The sequence below is a fragment of the Kitasatospora sp. NBC_00039 genome (genome assembly GCF_045160625.1).
Lineage (GTDB): Bacteria > Actinomycetota > Actinomycetes > Streptomycetales > Streptomycetaceae > Kitasatospora.
Genome location: NZ_CP108289.1, coordinates 1,278,711 through 1,301,314, shown reverse-complemented (window position 1 = coordinate 1,301,314; position 22,604 = coordinate 1,278,711). Strand labels below are relative to the sequence as shown.

Sequence of the window (22,604 nt, the reverse complement as noted above, 5' to 3'; positions counted from 1 at the left end):
TCCGGGCGCTGGTGGTGTTCGGGCACGCCGAACCGGCTGTCGACAGCGGAGTTCGCCGCAAGTGCGCTGTCAGGACGTCGAGTTGGACGGTTCGGAGTGTGGGGTGGCGACTGATGATGGTGCTGTTCGATTGCGTCGCTCAAGCGGATTTCCCCCGGGCGATCCCGGGTCGAACGGGGCTATTTCGACCACCCTTCGGGCGTGGTCGAGGGCCTCCTCCAGTCGGCACCGGAGGGTCTCTGGCAGGGTGCCGGAGTCCAGTGCGCAGGCGGCGAGCGCCCGTTCGAGCGGGCTGATCCGGTCTGGTTCGAGGCGGGTGCGGACGCCCTCGTGGGCGAGGAGGTCGCGAAGTGCGTAGCCGTCGCCGGATTCACTCGTTCGGCTGGTCAGCTGCCGCAGCAGGTTTTTCGCGGAGGGGGTGTCCGGATCGGTGGCGTCGAGGGCGGTCAGTGTGAGGCGGGTGGTGAAGGCGGCGAGGCCCTCCTCTGCGTCGAGCGCGAGGCAGTGGTCGATCGCCTGGTCGGCGGCGTCGTGGTCGCCGGGGCGGCACAGCGCGCTGAGCACGGCGGTCACGGCGTCCTCCCAGGCGTCGCCCGGCTCGGTGTCCTCCAGCAGGGCGAGGGCGCCCGCCAGGTCGCCGGTGGTGGCGTCGGCGAGGACGGCGACCTGACGGCCGTCGAGGATGCGCCGGCCGATGCCGCGGTGCCTCGATGTGTCGCAGGGCATCCTTCCAGCGGCCGGCGGCGGTGAGGGCGCGGGTGCCGTCGGCGATGACGACCCGCCACAGCCACGCCCGCACTTCCGCGCGCTGCTGGTCGGTCTCGGTGAGCTCGGCCGGGACGGTGATGCCGTCGAGGAGGGTGGCGGTGGCGGTGGCGGTGGCGGTGGTGACGGCGCGGTAGAGGTCGAGGAGCAGTTGATGGCCGCGTTGGTGGTGGCCGGCGCGGATGTGGAGGCGGGCGAGGTTGACGATCGGCTCGAGTCCGCGGATGGCGCTCATCGCGGGCAGCGGGCCCCGGGGCAGGTAGAGGTCGGCGTGGCGGTGACACAGGTCGCGGGCGTAGTCGGGCAGGGCGAGATCGGAGGCGAGGAGGGCTGCCTGGTTGAAGACGGTGGATGCCCGGCCCGGGTCTGCTCTCTGGGAGGCCGTGTTGGCCAGCTCGCGGAGCCGGCCGACACGGGCGTTCAGGGGCAGGCACGCGGGCCGGATCCTGGCGACCACCGGGAAGCGCCGGGCGATGGGTCCGGTCGGGTGCACGGCGGCTACTCCCAGGTGATGGTGATCGGGTGGCTCGGGCGCTCCAGGACGAAGCGGCCGGCCGCCGGGTCGGCGGCGCCGGGGGTGTCGGGGAGGGCGATGCGCAGGTTCCGGGTGCGGAAGTCGGTGTTCCAGGTGCAGATCTGCTCGGAGACGAGGTCAGCGAGCGCGGCGCCGTCGGGGCCGTGGCCGATGACGCCGGTCTCGTAGGTCTTGCGGCCGTCGGCGGTGGGCTTGCCGGGGCGCAGGGTGAGGTGGGCGAGGGAGCCGCCCTGGACGGTGGCCATGGCGCCCCAGTCGAACATCGGGGTGACGATGCCGCGCTCGCGGGCGGAGCGGCCTGTCGGCGGGCCGGGCACCCGGGTAGCCGTCGGGCCAGCCGATCCCGCTGTCCGCCACCACGTCGAGCAGCGGCACCAGCGCGCCCCTGCCGTACCGCTCGTAGAAGCGCTGATGGTAGGCCCGCCACGCCGCTGTTCCCTTGGGCGCCGGACTGAGCCTGGTCAGGAGGAGGGCGGCGCGGGCGGCCTCGTCAGCCACCGCCTGCGGGAGGACGATGTCGGTGCCGGCGGTGCGCCGGTTGTCCAGGATCTCGGCGACGCCCGGCAGTTCGGCGGCACCAGCGCCCTCCACGGTGGTGTGCAGGTGAGTGACGGAGTCGGGGTCGGTGGCCGGCGTGTGCAGGCTGGTGATCAGCGCGCGGTGGGCGACCAGCTCGGTCAGGGCCGTCTGCCTGATCAAGGAACGTAGCCTCGCGGAAGCCTGCCGGCTGGCCGGCCGTACCTACCTTCAGGTGCCGGAGGCCCACCGTACGGAGATCCTGGGCTCCCGAGCGCGGGCGGTGATCGACGTCCTGCCGCCCCGGCTGCGCTCGGTGCGCGCGGTCCGCGAGCTGGGCGAAATTCTCGCGCTGCCACCGGGCGCGATGTGACAGCGGGGCGGCCGTCCGCCAGCCTTACGGGTATGAGTGCACCGAGCCGGATCGGCGGCTTCAGTGAGTCCGAAGTGAACCGTGTCCTCGAAGCCGCCTGCCGTGCGGTGGGCTTGGACGCGTCAGGCGCCACCGTCCTGCGCGGGCATACCAACGCGGTCTTCCTGCTGGCCTCCAGCCCGGTGGTGGTCAAGATCGCGCGACGCGGCTCCACCATCGCGGAGGTGCGCCGGACCGTCCAGCTGGTCGAGTGGCTGGTCGGAATGGATTTCCCGACCGTCCCCCTCCTGCCGCTGGAGCAGCCGGTCCTCGTAGACGGGCATGCCGTCACGTTCTGGAAGTACATACCTCAGCCCGACCATCCGGTCGCAGCACAACAACTCGCCGCACCACTGAGGATGCTTCACCAGCTGCCGGCCCCGCCGTTCCCGCTCCGGTCCCTCGACACCGTCGGTGCGATCCGCCGCTCGCTGGCCGCGATCACGGCGCTCGCCGACAAGGATCTGCAGCATCTGTCCGCCCGTCTCGACGGGTTGGAGAAGTCCCTCGCGGAGGTCCGCTTCGCCCTGCCGCCGGCGCTGCTCCAAGGGGACCCGCAGCACCGGAATGCGCTGCACGATGGCTCGGCGGCCGTGCTCTGTGACTGGGACACGGCCAGCTACGGGGAGCCGGAGATCGACCTGGTGACGATCGAGATCCACTGCCGCCGGTTCGGGTACGGCAAGGCGCACTACGAGGCCTTCGCCCGGTCGTACGGCTTCGATGTCGTCGAGTGGCAGGGGTGCCAAGTTCTGCGGGACCTACGTGAGTTGAGGATGATCACGACGAACGCGAAGCGCGCCGCGCCGGGTTCGGTGACTCTGGCAGAGGTCGTCCGGCGGATTGCCGGGCTGCGCGAGGGCGACGACGGGCAGCGCTGGCACATCCTGTGACGCTGATGCCGATGCGGGAGTGTGGGTGAGCCGCGGTGTATCCCGTGCAATGCCTGATGCCCCGCCGGGGTTCACCTGGCCAGTGCGGGGCTCGCACGACGGCAGACAGGGCGGCGCGGTGAGCCGGCCGATGTCCCCGACTCCACGATGTCGGGGTGGCCAACTGCTGTGGCATGCGCCCCGGAACTTCGTCGCCCGAGTCGAACGCCGCCCGAGGTGGCAGGCGATGGCCCGGTTCCGGCTGCACTTCGCCGACGGCTCGGCGGTGTCGATGTACACCGCGCGTCGCCGCACCATCGAGTCCCTGGCCGATCACCTCGTACGGTGACCGGAGGCCCGCCAGGCGCTCACGCCCTGTCGAGGCGGCTGCCCGTTCCGGCGTTGGTCCCGGGCGCGGCACCCGGCCACGTCCTCGATGGGTGCGTCGATGACGCGTTCGACGGTCATGGTTTCCATGGCGGCTGTCCTCGTCGGTCGAGCGGGCGTGGCGGTTGGTTGCCTTCCTTGTGCGCCAGGGAGACGCCCTTCACTGGTGAAGCGTGACAACCCGCCGCAGTGATGCGCGCCACAGTGTGGCGCCGCCTGCTGACGGAGCGTCAGAGTGCCGGTGGCGGCGTCTCGTACGCGGAGTGCGGCAGGCCATCGTCGAGCGGCCAAGTCAAGCCTTACTTTCGAAGAGGTTTGGCCGCATAGTGGTGGCTCGAACTTGAGAGGGGCCCTGTTTTGTCGCAGGTCAACGATGGTGCCGCGGGTGTGGTGGAAGCGGAGCGGGCCGAGGTGTCCGCCGTGTACGGGCTGCTCGAGGAGCGGCTCGCCGGTGCGCGGGCGGAGCTGGTCCAGGTGCTGGCGGCGCCGGCCGAAGGTGCGAGCGAGTCGTACGAGCGGGAGCTCGCCGCCGGGCGGCTGGCCAGCGAGGTGCGCCGGCTGGAGGGGGCGCGGGAGGGGCTGGTCTTCGGCCGGATCGACGCCGGGGACGGCTTCTCCCTGCGGATCGGCCGGATCGGCCTGCACGTGGACGAGAGCGACCTGCCGCTGCTGGTGGACTGGCGCGCGGACGCGGCCCGTCCGTTCTACGAGGCGACCGCCGTCCACCCGATGGGCCTGCGGCGCCGGCGTCACCTGCGGATGGCGCAGGGCTCGGTCGTCGGCGTGAGCGACGAGCTGTTGGACGGCTCCGCCCCCACGGACGAGGACGTCGTCGGCGACAGCCCGTTGGCCGAGGCCCTCCAGGCGCGGCGCACCGGCCGGATGGGCGCGGCGGTCGCCACCCTCCAGGCCGAGCAGGACGCCATCGTGCGCTCCCGGCACCGGGGGGTGACGGTGGTTCAGGGCGGGCCCGGCACCGGAAAGACGGTGGTCGCGCTGCACCGGGCCGCCTACGTGCTGTACGCGTTCCCGAAGGCCGCCGAGCGCGGCGTGCTGGTGCTCGGGCCGAACGCGCGGTTCCTCGACTACATCTCCCAGGTGCTGCCCTCGCTCGGCGAGAACGACGTGGTGCTGGCGACCTGCGCGGAACTGGCCGGGGTCGAGCCCGGCGCCGTGGAGCCGGCCGGGGCGGCGCGCCTGAAGGGCGGCGCGGTGCTGGCCGAGGCCCTGGCGGGGCTGGTGCGCGCGCGGCAGGCACCGGAGGGCGGGTTCGCCGTGCGGGCGGGCCAGGAGTGGGTGCGGCTGGACGACGACGAGGTGGCCAGGGCCAGGGACGCCGCCGCCCGCCTCGACCTGGGCCACAACCGCGCCCGCCAGGTGTTCAAGGAGCTCCTGGCCGACGCCGTCACGGACGCGATGGAGCGCGGCGCCCTGGAGGCGCTGGAACTCATCGACGCCCAGGTGCTCCAGCTCACCGGCATCGACCTCGACCGCGTCGCCGCCTCGGACCTGCGCAACCTCGGTCTGGAGGGCGCGCCCGCCCCGGACCCCCAGGACGAGTTCGACGCGGACGCCGTCCGGGCCGGCCTGCTGGACGATCTCGGTGTCGAGCGGGCGGTGGAGGAGCTCTGGCCGCACCTGCTGCCCGAGGACGTCGTCCGCGACCTGCTGGGCAGTGCCGACCTGCTCGCCCGGTACCTGCCGCAGCTGACCGACGAGGAGCGGGACGGTCTGCTGCGCGCCCCGGACGCCCCGTGGACCGACGCCGACGTGCCGCTCCTGGACGAGGCGGCCGCGTTGGTCCACGGCGCGCCGGAGCGGGTGTACGGGCACGTGGTCGTCGACGAGGCGCAGGAGTACACCGCCATGCAGTGGCGGATGGTCGGCCGCCGGTGCCCGGCCAGGTCGATGACGCTGGTCGGCGACTTCGCCCAGGCGGGCCCGGCGACGACCGCGCGCGGCTGGGAGGAGGCGCTGGCGCCGCAGTTCGGCACGCGGTTCGCCCTGCACACCCTGACCGTCAGCTACCGCACCACCGAGGAGATCCTGGCCGCCACCCGGGAGCTGCTCGCCGAGATCGCCCCCGGCCAGACCCCGAGCCGCTCGATCCGCCACGGCGAGGCACCCCGCACCCTCACCGCCGCTCCGGACGCCCTCACCGCCGCGCTCGCCGCGGAGCTGGACGTCCAGGCGCTGGCGCACCCCGGCGAACTGGCCGGTGTGATCTGTGCGGACGCCAGGATCCCGGAGCTGGCCGCCGCGGGGATCGCCGACCGGGCGCGCCTGGTCCCGGCCTCCCAGGCGCGCGGCCTGGAGTTCGACACCGTCCTGGTCGTCGATCCCGCGGAGATCACCGCGGCCCGCCCGGGTGGCGAACGGGATCTCTACGTCGCCATGACCCGGCCCACCAAGCGGCTCTGCACGGTCACCGTCACGCCTGCGTGACCCGGCCCGGGCGGCTTCGACCGGGCAGCCCTGCGAGGCCGGGCGGCGCTGCGAGGCCGGGCAGCGCTGCCCGGTCGGACAGCACCGCACGGTCGGGCAGCGCTGTGCGGTCGGGTGCGCACGCTCGGTGTCCGAATCGGTGCCGGCCGTAGCACCCGACAGCTCTGCCGGACCGCCCGGCGCCGCGCTGTGGAGGATCGGACGGTGTTCCCGCGCGCCGCCGGCACGAAGCATGGATGGGTTGGCGCGGCCCGGTCCGCGCCGGCAGCCAGTGGCGCGTCGCGAGCCGGGGCCGGACCGCACCGGCCGCCCGACCCCGGAGGGGCGGGCGGCCGGAACGCGGCGCCGCACGGTGCGGGTGGGGCGTCAGTTCTTGTCGTACATGCCGAACAGGTCGACGATCAGGTCGGTCGGCTGCCAGCCCCGGTTCCACACGTCGACCATCGAGGTGGTGCCGGTGCTCGCCTGGACGAGGTTCGCGACGGTGGCGTCCTTCGTCCAGTTCAGGACGGAGGAGTCCGGCGGGGTCGGCCGGACCGCCGTACCGTGCATGTAGTCGTTGATCGTGTTCGGGTCCGGGGCGACCGAGAGGTGTCCGCTGCCCTGCGGGTTGGTGACGGTCGTGTTCAGGACGACTGCTTCGAGCGCCATGCCGGACGCACCCATGAGCATGTTGCGGTAGTCCTGGCCGGCGAGCGGCCAGGGGTACGGCGTCCGCGAGTCACTGAGACGCTGGGGCTCGAGCGGCAGGTAGGCGGCCTTGCCGTCGGCGCTGTAGTAGCCGGTGACGTCCACGATCACGTCGGTCGGGTCCCCGGCGTTGTTGCGGACGTTGATCCTGCCGTCCGGTCCGACCGGCACGATCACCGCGTTGGCGACCGTCTGTCCGGCGGTGAAGTTCACGCTCGACGTGGACGGCGCCTGCTGACCGCTCGGGAAGACGGTCAGGTTCCCGGCGCCCTGCGGGTCGGTCACCGTGACGTTGAGGGCCACGGCCGTCACGCCCTGGGCCGGCAGCCCGCCCTGGCCGGCGATCTGGACACCGAAGGTGGTCTGGGCGGCGGCCTGGCCCTTGGCCGAGCCCAGCCCCTCCCGGGTGTCGACCAGCCGGGACGGCTTGACGGAGGTGTAGCCGTCGGCGGCGGAGCGGGTGAAGTAGCCCGTCACGTCGGCGATCAGGTCCACCGGGCCGGCGCTGCGGTTGGCCAGCTCGACGTACCCGTCCTCGCCGACCGGCACGATCGCCAGGTTCGGCACGGTCTGTCCCGCCGCGAAGTTGACGTTCGAGGTGGTCGGCTGCGCCTTGCCGGAGGCGTACGCGATGACGTGCCCAGCCGCCGAGGTGTTGGTGGCGGTGATGTTCAGGGCCACGGCGGTCACCCCGGCCGGGATGCCGGCGTTGCCGGCGATCTTCACCCGGGTCGTGGTGAGCGGGGCGACGGGGCCGCCGGCCGAGGTGCCGGTGCCGTCGCGGGTGTCCAGCAGCCGGGCGGGCGCGTGCGGGGTGAACTCGGAGCCGTCCACGACGACGTCCTTGGTGGTGACGGAGGTCGTCTTGGTGAGCAGGTCGGTCGCCGTGACCGTGATCTTGTGGGCGCCGGCCTTGGCGTACCTGTGCTTGAAGTGCGCGAAGTCGCTGGCGGGGCCGAGGTCCTGGTCGGTGGTGCCGTCACCCCAGGCGACGTCGTACTGGACGCTTCGACCGGCCGGCTCCAGGTCGGTGTTGACGGTCGTCGCCAGGATGAGGCTGTGCGCGTAGGTGTTGTAGGTGCCCACACCGACGTCGAAGTGCGAGCTCTGTGCGCGTGCCGACAAGCCCGGTCCGTCCGGCGCGCTCTGCGCATCGGCGGTCTTGGCCCGGGCGCCCCGCGCCGTGGCGTCCTTCGCGGCGGCGCTCTCGGCCGCCTTCCGCCCGGCCGCCTCCTGCGTGTCGGCGTCCTGGGCGGAACCGGCCCCGGGGGCCGGGGAGGCGGCGGTCGCGCCCCGGCCGGGGTCGGCGGCCGGACCGGCTGCCTGGGCCGTGGCGGGTACGAAGCCGACGGCTGCCGCGACGGCGGCGGCGGAGATCATGATGCGGTGACGGTGCACCGGCCCCCCAATGCTGAACGTGTTCACAAAATTAGTGATCAGACTATATGCCTAGTGATTCACGTCCGATGGGGCATTTCCGCTCCAGGCGGCGCCCCCGCGAGCGGTGTGTCCGTGGGGGCGCGACCCGGCGGATCGCCCGGGCCGGCAACGCCGCCCGCGCGGTGCGCAGCGGGTCAGGCGGCGGCCACGGCCAGGCGGCGGGACAGGGCGTCGGAGGCCTTGGCCGTGGCGTAGAGCGAGACGGCCAGCGCGAGGACGAGGGCGGCGCCGGCGGCGAAGACGCTGCCGGAGGAGACGGCCTTGGCACTGCCGGCCTCGGTACGGGCCGAGCCGGCGATGAACGGCATGACCACGAGGACGGCGACGCCGAGGGCGACCTCGCCCCAGACGACCTTCGGGAAGTGCCGCAGGGTCAGGTGGAGGAGGGAGGAGGAGTCGTCGGCGAGGCGGGCCCGGGTGATGCGGGGCATCAGCCAGAACTGGTTGAAGGCGCCCGCGGCGACGAGGCCGGCGACCAGGAGGATCTTGACGAGCAGGGCGATGCCGTAGCCGGTGGTCCACAGCTGGGAGATCGCACCGACGTGCTTCCAGCTGAGCCAGAGGCCCGAGATGGTCACGGCGCCGACGCAGACCATGGCGACGAGGCTGAACCGGCGCCACATGTCGGCCCAGAGAAGGCCGGCGCCGTCGCCGAGGCGGCCGCGGGTGCCGGCGAGCGCGACCAGGAGGGCGAGGCCGCCGAGCCAGACGACGCCGGAGACGATGTGGGTCTGGTCGAAGGCGAGGTCGAGCCACTTGTCCAGGTCGGCGGGCTTGGTGGCGGGCACGGCGGCGATCAGGGTGACGGCCAGGGAGAGTGGCAGTGCGGTGAGGGCGATGGTGTCCGTGTGGCGGCGGACGGCCGGGACGAAGAGGGCGATGAGGGCGGCGGCCGTCACGGCCAGGACGGCGTTCTGGACGAGGTGGACGGTGCCCTGGGCGACCCAGGCGCCCTTGGCGGCCGGGGCGTGGAGGTAGTCCCAGATCCGGTCCGGGGCGAGGGCGTCGCCGAACGGCATGCCCTTGCCGGCGCGGGCGAGGCGGGCGGCGAGCTGGAAGTAGCCGGCGGCCAGCAGCACCAGCCCTGCCCAGGCGAGGTAGGTCGCCGATCTTCTTCGCAGGACCTCGGCGTCCTGGCCGGCGGTTTGCGGGGCGCGCAGCGCGGGGCGCACGGTGGTCGCGTACGTGACGGTGGCGCCGATGGCTCCGCTGAGGCCGATGAAGTAGCCGGCCTTGGTGAGGACCCGCCAGACCTGGGGCATGGTGTATCCGGCCGTGGTCGCGGCCGACAGGACGTGATGCATGAGGTGAGGCTAGCCTAAATAAGGGCGCCCTTACTCACCTGGGTGGCGCCGCTTGTTCAATCGTCATCATCCTGTGAGCTGCCGGCCGGTCGGCTCCCGCCCCGGCGCACCCAAAGCCGTTCCGCCTGGTGAGACGGCCGCCGGCGCCGCGGTCGTCCAGGTCGACGAGCCGGCCCTGCGCGAGACCCTGCCGCTTCGGGCCGCCGACCGCCCGGCCCACCCGGACTGGGCCACCGTCGCCTTCCGGCTCGCCACCTCCGGGGTGCGCGCCGACACCCAGATCCACACCCACATGTGCTACGCCGAGTTCGGTGACATCCTGCGCGCCATCGACGAGTTGGACGCCGACGTGATCTCGCTGGAGGCGGCCCGCTCGCACATGCAGGTCGCCGGTGAGCTGGCGGGCGCCGGCTACCCGCGCGAGGTCGGCCCGGGTGTGTGGGACATCCACTCGCCGCGGGTGCCGAGCACCGACGAGGCCGTCTCACTGCTGTGGGCCGGGCTCGCGGCGATCCCGGCCGAGCGGCTCTGGGTCAACCCCGACTGCGGCCTGAAGACCCGCGGCTGGGCCGAGACCCGCGCCTCGCTGGAGAGCCTGGTGGGCGCCGCCCGCCGCCTGCGGGGCGAGCTGGCCGGCTGACGCTCCGCGCGGGGCCGGGGGTGGGACAGGGGCCGGGCGCCCTGTCCCACCCCCGGCGGTCGGCCGGCGGCCGGTCCGCACGGGCCGCCGACCGCGGCCTCAACCTGATTCGGGCAGTCCGAGATTCTGGTGGATCTCCGTCGTGACCACGGAGAAGTCCGTGGTGTGAAAGGAAGTCAGAGGACAAGGGGAGGCCAGGTGACCGGCTGCGTGATCTCGGTCGCACCGGTGACTCGGCCCGGGCCGGGGGGATGCCGTGATGTGACCCACGATCCCTTGACCCGGTCTTCCGCGCCTCGCCATGATGGGCCGTCATGTTCTGACTCCGCCGCTGGGGGAAGTCCGGTCGAATTCCGGCGCTGACCCGCAACGGTAGGCCGCCGACGGCTGTCGGAGGCGAGCCCGAGTACCCGTCGGCGGAGGTGTGTCCCCTCCTCCCGTCGTGGTCTGCGGGCCGGAGCTCCGAGGGCTGCCCGGCGCTGTGCCGACGCTCTCCGGGCCCCTGCGTCCACCGGCCGGGTCTTCGGCCCGGGCTTCGGCTTCACGCTCGGCTGCACCTCCCTGTTCGCCTCCGCCCTCCTCACCGGCGGCGTCGGCCCCTGGATGCCCTACCAGATGTTCGGCTGCGCCTTCGTCGGCATGCGCCGGGCTGCTGCCCGGGCTCCCGCGCCGGTGGGAGGTGCCGACGCTGGCCCTGTACGGGGCGGGCTCCGGGTACCTCTTCGGCTTCCTGCTCAACCTGTCCTTCTGGCCTTCTCGACCGACCCGAACAGCTCGATCGCCTACCTGCCCGGCCTGCCGTTCACCGAGCAGTGGCACCGCTACCTGCTGTTCGACCTGGCCACCTCGCTCGGCTGGGACACCGGCCGGGCGGTCACCACCGGCGTCGCCGTCCTCGTCGTCGGCCCCGCCGTCCTCACCGTCTTCCGCCGCGCGGCCCGCCGCGCCAACTTCGAGCCGACCGTGCGCTTCGAGCCGACCGCGCGCCACGAGGGACCGGACGCCTCCGCCGCCCCGGCGGAGGCGGCCGGCGCCGCACAGCCGGCCGGAACGGCGTCCGCCTGAGTCCGAACGGACATCACCGTGCCCGAGGCCGAGAGGCCCCGGACGCTGACGGTGGACGGTGGCGAGCGGTCCGGGCGGAACAGACCGCCCCGCCGGGCCGGGGCCGTCCCGGCTCGCCGGCCGAGCGCGCTCGGCGATACCGCCGTCCCGGCCGTCGACCGGCCGTCGCCCGGCCGCCCCCGGCCGTCGACCCGCCGTAGCGCGCCGGGCACCGCCGTCCGGGCGGCGACGAGCGGCATCACAGCGGCGCCGCGTCAGCCCAGCGCGCGGTCGAGGTTGAAGGCGGCGCTGATCAGTGAGAGGTGGGTGAAGGCCTGGGGGAAGTTGCCGAGCTGTTCGCCGGTCGGGCCGATCTCCTCCGCGAACAGACCGAGGTGGTTGGCGTAGGTGAGCATCTTCTCGAAGGCGAGCCTGGCCTCCTCCAGCCGGCCGGCGCGGGCCAGCGACTCCACGTACCAGAAGGAGCAGATCGAGAAGGTGCCCTCGGGGCCGTGCAGGCCGTCCGGGCTGGTGGCCGGGTTGTAGCGGTAGACCAGCGAATCGGAGACCAGGTCCGTGGTGAGGGCGTCCAGGGTGGAGAGCCACTTGGGGTCGGTGGGCGAGACGAACTTGGCCATCGGCATCATCAGCAGCGAGGCGTCCAGCTCACCGTCGTCCAGCGCCTGGACGAACGCGCCCCGCCGGGTCGACCAGCCGCGCTGCATGATCTGCCGGTAGATCGCGTCCCGGGCCTGCCGCCAGCGGGGCAGGTCGGCCGGCAGGCCGCGGCGGTTCGCCATCCGCATCGCCCGCTCCAGCGCCACCCAGCACATCAGCCGCGAGTACACGAAGTCCCTGCGGCCCGCGCGGGTCTCCCAGATTCCCTCGTCGGGCTGGTCCCAGTGCTCGCAGAGCCAGTCCGCCACCGCGCCGACCTCGTCCCAGCGGTCGCTGCTGATCGGCTGCCCCCACTTGTCGTACAGGTAGACGGAGTCGATCAGGGCTCCGTAGATGTCCAGCTGGAGCTGGCCGGTGGCGGCGTTGCCGACCCGGACCGGTGCGGAGCCGAGGTAGCCCTCCAGGTGCGACAGCTCGTACTCGGGCAGCTCACTGCGCCCGTCGATGCCGTACATGATCTGCAACGGGCCGGTCGCACCGGTGCCGCGCAGGATGCCGCGCTCGTCGAGGAACCCCATGAACGCCTCGGCCTCCGAGGTGAACCCCAGGCGCAGCATGGCGTAGACGCAGAAGGCGGCGTCCCGGACCCAGACGTACCGGTAGTCCCAGTTGCGCCCGCCGCCGATCTGCTCGGGCAGGCTGGTGGTCGGTGCGGCGACGATCGCACCGGTCGGCGCGTAGGTGAGCAGCTTCAGCACCAGCGCGGAGCGGTTCACCATCTCCCGCCAGCGCCCGTGGTAGCGCGACCCGGCCAGCCAGCGGCGCCAGTACCGGACGGTCGCCTCGGCCTGCTCCTGCGCCTCGGCCCGCGGACACGACCGGGCCGGGACGCCGTCGCCGATCTGGTCGAGGGCGAACACGTGGGACTCGCCCTCGACGAGCTTGAAGTGCGACCGGACATCCGGGCCGTCGCTCTCCAGCGGTGCGGTGGCGGTGAGCGCGAGCGTCAGTGACGGGGAGCGGAACACCGCCGCATGACCTTCGAGGTGCGTGGTGTGCGCTTCGGCGCCGTAGCCGAAGCGTGGGGCGATGCGCGCCCTGAACGGGAGGGCTCCGCGGACGCAGAGCACCCGCCGGATCAGCCGGTGCCGGGCCGCCTCGCGCGAGTCGTCGACCACCGGCATGAAGTCCTGGATCTCCGCCACCCCGTCGGCGGCGAAGAACCGGGTGATCAGCACGTTCGTGTCAGGGAAGTAGAACTGCCGGGTGCGGGTCGGGACCTCGGCGGCCAACTCGAACGACCCGCCCCGGTCGGCGTCGAGGATGGCCCCGAAGACGCTGGGCGCATCGAAGCGCGGGCAGCAGTACCAGTCGATGGTGCCGTTCGTGCCGACCAGGGCGGTCGTACGAAGATCGCCGATCAGGCCGTGTTCGGAGATCGGCAGGTAGCGGTAGTCGTCCGCCTGCTCGAAACCGGTCGTGTGGAACGCCATGTCGGCCTCCCTGCCGCTGCGCGCGGGCCCGGAGATGCACCTTGCTCTTCATGCTAGATCGCTGCTCGGGGCACGGCTCGGGGCGGAGCCGTGCGGACGGGACTCGGCAGCCGGCTCGTTTCGGGCCGCCCCGCCGGCACTTCCCGGGGTGGCCGCGGCGGCTGCCGCCGAGCGGTCGATCGGCGCCGTCGCCGCCGCGTGAGGCGGCCGGCCCCGACGCGGCGCGGGGCCTCCTGCGGACCGACGACCGTCCGGGAGACCCGGTCCCGAGGCCCGCCCCGGTCAGCCCGTGGCGTGGTTGGCCCAGAGCGACGGGTCGTCCACGTTCTCCTTGGTGACCAGGGCCGAGGGGAGCTGGTCCTCCATGCCGTTGGGCAGCTGGATGATGGTCGACCGGTGGTCGGTGGGCCCGGGCTGGAAGGTCTTGCCTTCCGCGGCGGCCTTGGCGTAGTAGAGGGCGTATTTGGCATAGAGGTCGGCGGGCTGGGAGACGGTCGCGTCGATGTCGCCCTTGCGGATCGCGTTGAGCTCGGCGGGGATGCCGTCGTTGGAGACGATGGCGATGTGGCCGGGCTGGCCGGCGGGCTTGAGCAGGCCCTTCTGCTGGAGCAGGGCGAGGGTGGGCTGCAGGAAGACGCCGCCGGCCTGCATGTAGATGCCGTTCAGGTCCCGGTTGGCGGCGAGGGTGGCCTGGAGCTTCTCGGAGGCGACGTCGGCCTTCCAGTCGGTGGCCAGCGCGATCACCTGGATGCCGGGGAAGTTGCGCTTCATGCAGGCGGCGAACCCCTCGGAGCGTTCGTATCCGTTGATGGAGGTCAGCGCGCCCTGGAGTTCGGCCACCTTGCCCTTGCCGCCGAGCTGCTTGCCGAGGAACTCGCAGGCCTTGGTGCCGTACGAGCGGTTGTCGGTGCGGACCACCATGTAGACGGTGCCGTGCTCCGGTTCGGTGTCCACGCTGATCGCGTGGATGTTGGCACGGAACAGCTCGGAGAGTGTCGTATCGGTGGTCATGGTGTTCTGCGGCGCCATGACGATGGACTTGGGATGCCGGCCGGCCAGTGAGTGGACGTTGGCGGCGAACGTCGCCTCGTCGCCGTCCGAATGGGTCGGGGGCAGGACACTCAGCTGCTGGTCGTTGATCTCCTGCTGGAGGTACTTCGCGTACGCCTTCCAGAAGTCGGAGTCGGCGCGGGGGATGTCGATGGCGATCTGCGGGCGGGAGTTGCCGGGGTCATCCGTGCCCCCGCAGGCGGTGAGGCAGCCGGCGAGCAACACGGCGATGCAGCCGGCGCAGGTGGTCCGGGTGGTGCGGCTCTTCATGTGTCAGACCGTTCTGAGTGGTGGGGTCGTGCGTACCGAGGGAGATGGGAACGGGATGTGCGGGAGCCGGCGGTCGCCGTCAGGCGATGGTGCCGAGCGCCAGGGGGTCGGTGCCGGTGGCCAGCCAGTCCTCGACGGCGGCGACGTGCACGGTGCTGGCACTGGCGGCCAGGACGGCATCGCGGTTGGCCAGGGCCCGCCAGATGGCCTCGTGCTCGCGCTGGGCCTGTGCGCAGGCGGGGGTGTCGTGCGTACCGCGCACGATGCGCAGCCGCTGGGTGTGGGTGGAGAGGATGCCGAGCAGGGTGGACAGCACGGGGTTGCCGACGGCATCGGCGATGGTGCGGTGGAACTCGATGTCCAGCTCGATGAACTCCTCGATGCCGGCGGCCGCGGCGCTCCGGTCGAGGACGGCCCGCAGCGTCCGCAGGCGTTCGTCGGTGAGCAGGCCGGCCGCGAGGGCGGTGGCCTGCGGCTCCAGCAGGCGCCGCACCTCCAGGAGTTGGCGGGCCGTGTGCCCGTGGGAGACGTCGGCGGTGAAGGCCATGGCTTCCAGCAGGAGGTGGGGTTCCAGGCCGGAGACGTAGGTGCCGTCGCCCTGCCTGGGGACGAGGATCCGCATCGCGGTGAGCGCCCGGACGGCCTCGCGCAGGGAGTTGCGCGACAGCCCGAGCTGTTCGGCGAGATCGGCCTCGTTGGGGAGTCTCGCGCCGGGTGGCAGGGCGCCGGAGACGATCATTTCCTTGATCTTCTCGATGGCCCGGTCGGTCACCGCCATGGGTGTTCGCCTCCTGCGTGCCGTAATGGGAGTGGTGGTCGGGGGGAGTGGGGGCCGGAGGCGGGGAAGGGGAGGCCGAAGCGGCGCGACCGGTCCCCGGTGGGCCGGCCGCGCCGCTTCGGCGGCTCTCAGGCTGTCGGACCAGTCACTCCTGCTTCTCGCCCGAGGCGAAGCGGGAGATGATCAGCGCGACGATGATGATCGCGCCGTTGAGGAACTGGTTCCACAGCGGCGGCACGCCCGCGAGGGTCATGACGTTGACCACGAGCTGGAGGGTCAGCACGCCGGTCAGGGCGCCGAAGAGCGTGCCGCGGCCGCCGTTGAGGCTGACGCCGCCGATGACGGTGGCGGCGAAGACCTGGAAGATCCACCCGTTGCCCTGGTCGGCGGAGATGGAGCCGTAGTGGCCGGTGTAGAGGACGCCGGCGAATGCGGCCAGCAGGCCACCGAGGATCAGCACGATCCAGGTGATCCGGTCGACCCGGATGCCGGCGGCGCGAGCGGCCTCGGAGTTGCCGCCGATCGCGTACAGGGCACGGCCGTGGCGCAGCCAGGCGAGGGCGCAGCCGCCGGCCAGGAAGAGCAGGGCGCAGATCCAGATCGCCGCCGGGACGCCGAGCCAGCTGGTGCTGCCGAGGTAGGTGAAGGAGCCGGGCAGGTTGACGATCGACTGGCCCTGGGAGATCGCGACCTGGAGGCCGCGGAGCAGGGTGAGCGCGCCGAGGGTGACGATGAAGCCGTTGAGGCGCAGCTTGAGGATGAGGAAGCCGTTGATCGCCCCGATGAGCGCGCCGACGGCCAGGCACAGCGGGATGGCCGTCCAGGAGGGGAAGAGGCCGAGGCCGTTGAAGCGTGCGCCGTGGTCGGGGAGGACCAGCCATACGGCGATGACGGGGGCCACGCCGATCGTGGACTCCAGGGACAGGTCCATCCGGCCGACGATCAGGATCAGCGCCTCGGCCAGGACCAGCAGGCTCAGTTCGGTGGCCTGCTGGCCGACGCCCAGGAGGTTGTCGGAGGTGAGGAAGGCGGGTGAGACGGCGAAGCCGATGACGCCCAGGACGAGCAGGACCGGGACGAGCGACAGGTCGCGGTAGCGGGCGAGGTCGAAGCGCCGACCGGCCGGTACGGCGGGGGCGGTGGCCGCGTGCGCACGGACCTCAGTGGTGGGAGACATTGCGTTCCTTCGTGTCGGTCGGGCCGGACATGCCCTCCATGGCTGCGACCAGCTGTTCATCGCTCCAGCCGTGCTCGAACTCGGCGACGACGCGGCCGTGGAACATGGCCACGACGCGGTCGCAGACCCGCAGGTCGTCGAGTTCGTCGGACACGATCAGAGCGCTCCTCCCGGCGTCGGCGACCTCGCGGACGGTGCCGAGCAGGGACTCCTTGGACTTGACGTCGACGCCGTTGGTGGGCCGGATGGCCACCAGGACGTGCGGCTCGGTGGCCAGCGCCCGCGCGATGACCACCTTCTGCTGGTTGCCGCCGGACAGGGCGGACACCGGGGCCGAGGGGCCGGGCGTCTTGATGTCGAGGTCGCCGATCATCCGCTCGGCGAAGGCCCTGGTCCGCGAGGGCAGTACCGTGCCGAAGGGGCCGAGCTGGTCGGTGACGGTCAGGGTGGCGTTCTCGGCGACGCTGCGCTGCGGGATGAGCCCCTGGATGTGCCGGTCCTCGGGCACGAACCCGATGCCGGCGGCGAGAGCGGCGGGAACCCGGCCGGTGCGCACCGGCCGGCCCGCGACGCTGATCGTGCCGGCCTGCGGGCGGTGCAGGCCGGCGACGGTCTCGCCGAGCCGGACGTTGCCGCTGGCGGCCGCTCCGGCCAGGCCCACGACCTCGCCGGCCCGCACGGTCAGGGAGACGTCCTGGTAGGCGCCGGCCAGGCTCAGGCCCGAGACGTCCAGCAGCGGGGCGCCGTCGGGGCGCGTCCGGCCGGTCACCGACCAGGCGGGCTCGCTGCCCCGGGCGCTCTCGCCGGTCATCGCCTCCACCAGGGCCTGCTGGTCGAGTTCGGAGACCGGTGCGGTGATGATGTGCCGGGCGTCGCGGTAGACCGTGACGGTGCCGCAGAGGTCGTAGACCTCCTGCAGGTGATGCGAGATGAACAGGAAGGCGACGCCCTGTTCCTGCAGTGAGCGCAGCTTTTCGAAGAGCCGTTCGATGCCGCGCGCGTCGAGCTTGGCGGTGGGCTCGTCCAGGATGATGAAGCGGGCCCCGAAGGAGAGAGCCCGGGCGATCTCGACGAACTGGCGCTGCTCGACACTCAGATCCTCGGCGCGCGCGGTCGGGTCGACGTCCACGCCGTACTCGGCGAGCAGCTCGGTGGCGCGGCCGCGCAGCTGCTTCCAGCTGATCGGGCGCAGGACACCTCTGCCCTGCCTGTCCAGGCTGTGTCTGTTCAAGAACAGGTTCTCGGCGACGGTCAGCGCGGGGATGATGGTGGAGCGCTGGTAGACGCAGGCGACCCGGGAGCGCCAGGCGTCGGTGTCACCGGGGGCCGGGGCCTGCTCGCCGTCGAAGCGCAGGGTGCCCGTGTCCGGGTTCTGCAGGCCGGTGAGGATCGACACGAGCGTGGACTTGCCCGCGCCGTTGCGGCCCACCAGGGCGTGCGACTCGCCGGCTGCGACCGAGATGCGGGCGTCGCTGAGGGCGACGGTGGCGCCGAAGCGCTTGCTGATCCCGTCGGCCTCGACGACGGGGCCCCGGACGGGGCTGGGGTCCGCCATGGCGGGGACGTCCTTTCCGCAGGATCCGTGAACGGCGGCCTCGGAGGGGGAGTCCGGGCCGCCGCTGACGGGAGGTCAGTGGGGTTACTTGCCGACGCCGTTGCCCCAGAGGGACTTGTCGTCGACGTTGTCCTTGGTGACCAGGGGGGCGGGAAGCTGGTCCTCCAGTCCGTTGGGCAGCTGGATGATGGTCGACTGGTGGTCGGTCGCGCCGGGCTGGAAGGTCTTGCCCTCGGCGGCGGCCTGTGCGTAGAACAGCGCGTACTTGGCGTAGAGGTCGGCGGGCTGGGAGACGGTCGCGTCGATGTCGCCCTTGCGGATCGCGTCGAACTCCTGCGGGATGCCGTCGTTGGAGACGATGGCGATGTGACCGGGCTGCCCGGCGGGCTTGAGCAGGCCCTTCTGCTGGAGCAGGGCGAGGGTGGGCTGCAGGAAGACGCCGCCGGCCTGCATGTAGACGCCGCCCAGGTCCGGGTTGGCTGCCAGGGTGGACTGGAGCTTGGCGGAGGCGACGTCGCCCTTCCACTCGGTGGCCAGCTCGATCACCTGGATGTCGGGGAACTTCTCCTTCATGCAGGCGGCGAAGGCCTCGGAGCGGTCGCGGCCGTTGACGGAGCTCAGTGCGCCCTGGAGTTCGGCGACCTTGCCCTTGCCGCCGAGCTGCGTGCCGAGGAATTCGCAGGCCTTGGTGCCGTACGCCTTGTTGTCGGCGCGCACCACCATGTAGACGTTCCCCTTGTCGGGGCGGGTGTCGACGCTGACCACCGGGATCTTCTTGGCGGACAGCTGGTCGAGGGTGGAGGCGATCGCGCCGGTGTCCTGCGGGGCCATGACGACGGCCTTGGCGCCCGTGTTCTGGAAGACCTGGACGTTGGCGACCAGCTTGGTGACGTCGTTCTGCGAGTTGCTCACCGGCAGGGTGTTGAGGCCCTGGGCGGTGGCGTCCTGCTTGACGTACTGCGCGTAGGAGTTCCAGAAGTCGGAGTCCGCACGCGGCAGGTCGATCCCGAGTGCGGGCTTGCCGCCGGCGGCGGAGTCCGACGCGCTGCCGCGGTTGCAGGCCGTGGCGGCCCCCGCCAGGACGATCACGGCGGCGGCCGTGGCCGCGATTCTGGAGGAGCGAGGCTTCATGGTGCTGATCTCCTTGGCTGGGATGTCCGGCTCCCCTGCGGGGGCAGGGAGCCGGTGTGGTGGGAGGCCGGGAGGCCCGTCTCCGGGAGGTGAAGCGGGGGTGGTTGAGCCGGATCTCCCTTCCCGGCCGTCATCCAGGAGGGAGGCCATGGATGCGGCGGTCGTGGCAGGCGCGCCGGATCGTGCTCGCGCTCCCCGAAGTCATCGGATGGATTGCGATCACGAGGACCATACGAGCTTGGCACCTGACTGACAATAGGGATACCTCGGACGAATCTCAACCGTAACGTCCAGGCTTCCGTGCCGGGTTGCAGAGAGTTCTTGTCTCCGTTCTGAGCTGGAGATTTGATGAACAGTGAGGAGATATTCGGCTCCCGGGTCCCGGCGGGTGCCGACAGACATCGGAGGACTTCTTGCGGTGTGTGGCCGGCGCTCGTATGGTCAGGGCGTCACGGATACATCCGATGTGTTGGCCCGGTGAAGAGTCCCGGCCCGCAGACCTTAGGACGGGAGTCAGAGCGTGAAGCTACTGCGGATCGGACCGGCGGGAGACGAGGTTCCGGCGGTCCTCGGCGATGACGGCCGGGTCTTCGACGTCTCGGGCCTGACCGGTGACATCGACGGGGCGTTCCTCGCCTCGGACGGGACCGACGGCGTCCGCGCCGCCCTGGCCGCCGGAGAGCTCCCCCCGATCGACCCGGCCGGCCTGCGGATCGGCGCACCCGTCGCCCGGCCGGGCAAGGTCGTCTGCATCGGCCTCAACTACCGCGACCACGCCGAGGAGACCGGCGCTGCCGTCCCCACCCGGCCGGTGGTGTTCATGAAGGACCCGTCCACCGTGGTCGGCCCCCACGACCGGGTGCTGATCCCGCGCGGCTCGGCCAAGACGGACTGGGAGGTCGAACTCGCGGTCGTGATCGGCCGCGAGGCCCGCTACCTGGAATCGCCCCAGCAGGCCCTCGCCCATGTCGCGGGCTACGCGATCAGCAACGACGTGTCCGAGCGGGAGTTCCAGTTGGAGTACTCCGGGCAGTGGGACCTCGGCAAGTCCTGCGAGACCTTCAACCCGCTCGGCCCCTGGCTGGTCACCCCGGACGAGGCCGGCGACGTGCGGGCGCTAGGCCTTCGTCTGGCCGTCAACGGCGAGACCCGCCAGGACGGCAACACCAAGGACATGGTCTTCGACGTCCCGTACCTGGTCTGGTATCTCAGCCAGTACATGGTGCTGCGCCCCGGAGACGTCATCAACACCGGCACCCCGGCCGGCGTGGCCCTGGGCCTGCCCGGCACCCCCTACCTGCGCGCCGGCGACGCGGTCGAGCTGTCCATCGACGGCCTCGGCACCCAGCGCCAGACGTTCGCCAACGCGTGAAAGGCACCACGTTGTCCGCAACCACACCGCGGATCACCGCCGTCGACACCTACGACATCCGCTTCCCCACCTCGCGGGAGCTGGACGGGTCCGACGCCATGAATCCCGACCCCGACTACTCCGCCGCCTACGTCGTCCTGCGCACCTCCGACGGCGAGCCCGAGGGGCACGGGTTCACCTTCACCATCGGCCGCGGCAACGACGTCCAGGTCGCCGCCATCGACGCGCTGCGCCCGCACGTCGTCGGACGTTCCGTCGCCGAGCTGTGCGCCGACCCCGGCTCCCTCTCCCGCGACCTGATCGGCGACAGCCAGCTGCGCTGGCTCGGCCCCGAGAAGGGCGTGATGCACATGGCCGTCGGAGCCGTCCTCAACGCCGTCTGGGACCTCGCCGCCAAGCGCGCGGGCAAGCCGCTGTGGCAGCTGCTGGCCGACGCCGACCCCGAGTGGCTGGTGTCCCAGGTCGACTTCCGCTACATCGCCGACGCGCTGACGCCCGACGAGGCCCTCGAACTGCTGCGCAAGGGCAGACAGGGCGCCGCCGACCGTTCCCGGCACCTGCGGGAGGTCGGCTACCCCGCCTACACCACCTCGCCCGGCTGGCTGGGCTACAGCGACGAGAAGCTCACCCGCCTCGCCGCGCAGGCGGTGGCCGACGGCTTCACCCAGATCAAGCTGAAGGTCGGCGCCGACCTGGAGGACGACATCCGCCGCTGCCGCGTCGCCCGCGAGGCCGTCGGCCCGGGCATCCGGATGGCGATCGACGCCAACCAGCGCTGGAACGTGGCCGAGGCGATCGAGTGGACGAGCGCTCTCGCCGCGTTCGACCCCTACTGGATCGAGGAGCCCACCAGTCCCGACGACGTCCTCGGCCACGCCGCCATCCGGCGCGGTGTCCACCCGATCAAGGTCGCCACCGGCGAGCACGTGCAGAACCGGATCGTCTTCAAGCAGCTGCTCCAGGCCGGTGCCATCGACGTCCTCCAGCTGGACTCGGCCCGGGTGGCCGGCGTCAACGAGAACCTCGCCATCCTGCTGCTCGCCGCCAGGTTCGACGTCCCGGTCTGCCCGCACGCCGGCGGGGTTGGCCTGTGCGAACTCGTCCAGCACCTGTCGATGTTCGACTACGTCGCGCTCTCCGGCACCACCGAGGACCGGGTGATCGAGTTCGTCGACCACCTGCACCAGCACTTCCTCGACCCGGTGGTCATCGACAACGGCCACTACCGGGCACCCACCGCGCCCGGGTTCTCCGCCGAGATGGACCAGGCCGCCATCGACACCTACCGCTACCCCGACGGCGCTTTCTGGGCAGCCGACCTGGCCGGCGGCGACAAGGAGGAGCTTTCATGAGGACCGACCTCGACGGGCTCACCGCCCTGGTCACCGGCGGCGCCTCCGGCATCGGCCTGGCCACCGCCCGACTGCTCGGCGAACGCGGTGCGGACGTCGCCGTCCTCGACCTCGACCCGAGTGGTGTCCACACCCCGCTGCGCGGCTTCACCGCCGACGTCGCCGACGACCACTCCGTACGCGCGGCCGTCCAGGCGGCGGCCGAGGCACTCGGCGGGATCGACATCCTGGTCAACAACGCCGGCATCGGCGCCGCCGGAACCGTGGAGGACAACCCGGACGAGCAGTGGCACCGCGTCCTGGACGTCAACGTGCTCGGCATCGTCCGCACCACCCGCGCCGCCCTGCCGCACCTGCGCCGCTCCGCCTCCGCCTCGGTGGTCAACACCTGCTCGATCGCCGCCACGGCCGGACTGCCGCAGCGCGCGCTGTACTCGGCGAGCAAGGGCGCCGTCCTCTCGCTCACCCTGGCCATGGCCGCCGACCACGTCCGCGAGGGCATCCGGGTCAACTGCGTCAACCCGGGCACCGTCGACACCCCCTGGGTCGGCCGGCTGCTCGACGCCGCCGACGACCCGGCCGCCGAACGCGCCGCACTGAACGCCCGCCAGCCCACCGGGCGGCTGGTCACCGCCGAGGAGGTCGCCGCGGCCATCGCCTACCTCGCCTCCCCGGCCGCCGCGAGTGTCACCGGCACCGCTCTCGCGGTCGACGGCGGCATGGCCGGCCTGCGTCTGCGACCGGAGCCGCGCCCGTGA

Annotated in this window: 17 protein-coding genes, 3 pseudogenes and 1 riboswitch; of the genes and pseudogenes, 9 read left to right on the top strand and 11 right to left on the bottom strand. The window is 72.2% G+C overall.

All coding sequences use genetic code 11. The annotated features are described in order from the left end of the window. Positions 1-69: 69 nt before the first annotated feature. Complete coding sequence (locus OG286_RS06215) at positions 70-726, bottom strand: hypothetical protein (protein ID WP_396323097.1); 657 nt, start codon at positions 724-726, stop codon at positions 70-72. Between the two features lie 44 nt (positions 727-770). Here OG286_RS06215 and OG286_RS06210 point away from each other — a divergent pair, with 44 nt between their 5' ends. After that, positions 771-902 carry a hypothetical protein gene (locus OG286_RS06210; protein ID WP_405362787.1) on the top strand — a complete coding sequence of 44 codons (132 nt, stop codon included), beginning with the start codon at positions 771-773 and terminating at the stop codon, positions 900-902. 361 nt (positions 903-1,263) lie between these two features. On the opposite strand, the gene OG286_RS06205 is transcribed toward OG286_RS06210, so the two are convergent. Together OG286_RS06205 and OG286_RS06200 are read right to left on the bottom strand one after the other, a co-directional pair. Continuing rightward, a complete protein-coding gene (locus OG286_RS06205) occupies positions 1,264-1,617 on the bottom strand; it encodes a hypothetical protein (protein ID WP_405363939.1) in 354 nt (117 codons plus the stop codon). 13 nt (positions 1,618-1,630) lie between these two features. Next, positions 1,631-1,798, bottom strand: a pseudogene (locus tag OG286_RS06200) (lantibiotic dehydratase); the annotation flags it as partial. Positions 1,799-1,925: 127 nt separating this feature from the next. On the opposite strand from OG286_RS06200, the gene OG286_RS06195 reads away from it, so the two are divergent. From OG286_RS06195 to OG286_RS06185, 3 genes are all read left to right on the top strand, one after another. Beyond that, entirely contained in the window at positions 1,926-2,189 is a 264-nt protein-coding gene (locus OG286_RS06195; RefSeq protein WP_396323124.1) for a hypothetical protein, read from the top strand. Between the two features lie 32 nt (positions 2,190-2,221). Continuing rightward, positions 2,222-3,121, top strand: coding sequence for a phosphotransferase family protein (locus OG286_RS06190; RefSeq protein ID WP_405362789.1), 900 nt, complete (start codon positions 2,222-2,224; stop codon positions 3,119-3,121). A 723-nt stretch (positions 3,122-3,844) separates the two neighbouring features. Continuing rightward, complete coding sequence (locus OG286_RS06185) at positions 3,845-5,932, top strand: HelD family protein (RefSeq protein ID WP_405362791.1); 2,088 nt, start codon at positions 3,845-3,847, stop codon at positions 5,930-5,932. A 366-nt stretch (positions 5,933-6,298) separates the two neighbouring features. Here the strand turns inward: OG286_RS06185 and OG286_RS06180 are convergent, their stop codons facing one another. Together OG286_RS06180 and OG286_RS06175 are read right to left on the bottom strand one after the other, a co-directional pair. Beyond that, positions 6,299-8,002, bottom strand: coding sequence for a hypothetical protein (locus tag OG286_RS06180; RefSeq protein ID WP_405364825.1), 1,704 nt, complete (start codon positions 8,000-8,002; stop codon positions 6,299-6,301). 194 nt (positions 8,003-8,196) lie between these two features. After that, a complete protein-coding gene (locus OG286_RS06175) occupies positions 8,197-9,366 on the bottom strand; it encodes a CopD family protein (protein ID WP_405362795.1) in 1,170 nt (389 codons plus the stop codon). Positions 9,367-9,502: 136 nt separating this feature from the next. Between OG286_RS06175 and OG286_RS06170 the strand changes: the two are divergent. After that, positions 9,503-10,006, top strand: a pseudogene (locus OG286_RS06170) (5-methyltetrahydropteroyltriglutamate--homocysteine S-methyltransferase); the annotation flags it as partial. A gap of 293 nt (positions 10,007-10,299) precedes the next feature. Continuing rightward, positions 10,300-10,439, top strand: a riboswitch (cobalamin riboswitch). A gap of 80 nt (positions 10,440-10,519) precedes the next feature. Further along, a pseudogene (locus tag OG286_RS06165) lies at positions 10,520-11,071 on the top strand (ECF transporter S component); the annotation flags it as partial. A 254-nt stretch (positions 11,072-11,325) separates the two neighbouring features. Here the strand turns inward: OG286_RS06165 and OG286_RS06160 are convergent. From OG286_RS06160 to OG286_RS06135, 6 genes are all read right to left on the bottom strand, one after another. Further along, complete coding sequence (locus OG286_RS06160; RefSeq protein ID WP_396323091.1) at positions 11,326-13,161, bottom strand: glycoside hydrolase family 15 protein; 1,836 nt, start codon at positions 13,159-13,161, stop codon at positions 11,326-11,328. 282 nt (positions 13,162-13,443) lie between these two features. Beyond that, entirely contained in the window at positions 13,444-14,481 is a 1,038-nt protein-coding gene (locus tag OG286_RS06155) for a sugar ABC transporter substrate-binding protein (RefSeq protein ID WP_405362797.1), read from the bottom strand. A gap of 79 nt (positions 14,482-14,560) precedes the next feature. Further along, positions 14,561-15,259, bottom strand: a complete 699-nt coding sequence (locus tag OG286_RS06150) for a FadR/GntR family transcriptional regulator (protein WP_405362799.1) — start codon at positions 15,257-15,259, stop codon at positions 14,561-14,563. A 145-nt stretch (positions 15,260-15,404) separates the two neighbouring features. Next, positions 15,405-16,436 carry an ABC transporter permease gene (locus OG286_RS06145; protein WP_396323088.1) on the bottom strand — a complete coding sequence of 344 codons (1,032 nt, stop codon included), beginning with the start codon at positions 16,434-16,436 and terminating at the stop codon, positions 15,405-15,407. Beyond that, entirely contained in the window at positions 16,420-17,991 is a 1,572-nt protein-coding gene (locus OG286_RS06140) for a sugar ABC transporter ATP-binding protein (protein WP_396323087.1), read from the bottom strand. The genes OG286_RS06145 and OG286_RS06140 overlap by 17 nt, the downstream gene beginning before the upstream one ends. An 84-nt stretch (positions 17,992-18,075) precedes the next feature. Then, positions 18,076-19,122 carry a sugar ABC transporter substrate-binding protein gene (locus OG286_RS06135; RefSeq protein WP_396323086.1) on the bottom strand — a complete coding sequence of 349 codons (1,047 nt, stop codon included), beginning with the start codon at positions 19,120-19,122 and terminating at the stop codon, positions 18,076-18,078. Positions 19,123-19,642: 520 nt separating this feature from the next. Between OG286_RS06135 and OG286_RS06130 the strand changes: the two genes are divergently transcribed. From OG286_RS06130 to OG286_RS06120, 3 genes are read left to right on the top strand one after another with little or no spacing between them, the layout of a single operon-like run. After that, positions 19,643-20,494, top strand: a complete 852-nt coding sequence (locus OG286_RS06130) for a fumarylacetoacetate hydrolase family protein (protein ID WP_396323085.1) — start codon at positions 19,643-19,645, stop codon at positions 20,492-20,494. An 11-nt stretch (positions 20,495-20,505) separates the two neighbouring features. Continuing rightward, positions 20,506-21,846 carry an L-fuconate dehydratase gene (locus OG286_RS06125; RefSeq protein WP_396323084.1) on the top strand — a complete coding sequence of 447 codons (1,341 nt, stop codon included), beginning with the start codon at positions 20,506-20,508 and terminating at the stop codon, positions 21,844-21,846. Then, the gene (locus OG286_RS06120; RefSeq protein ID WP_396323083.1) at positions 21,843-22,604 is read left to right on the top strand and encodes an SDR family NAD(P)-dependent oxidoreductase; all 762 of its coding nucleotides are present in this window, start codon (positions 21,843-21,845) and stop codon (positions 22,602-22,604) included. The genes OG286_RS06125 and OG286_RS06120 overlap by 4 nt, the downstream gene beginning before the upstream one ends.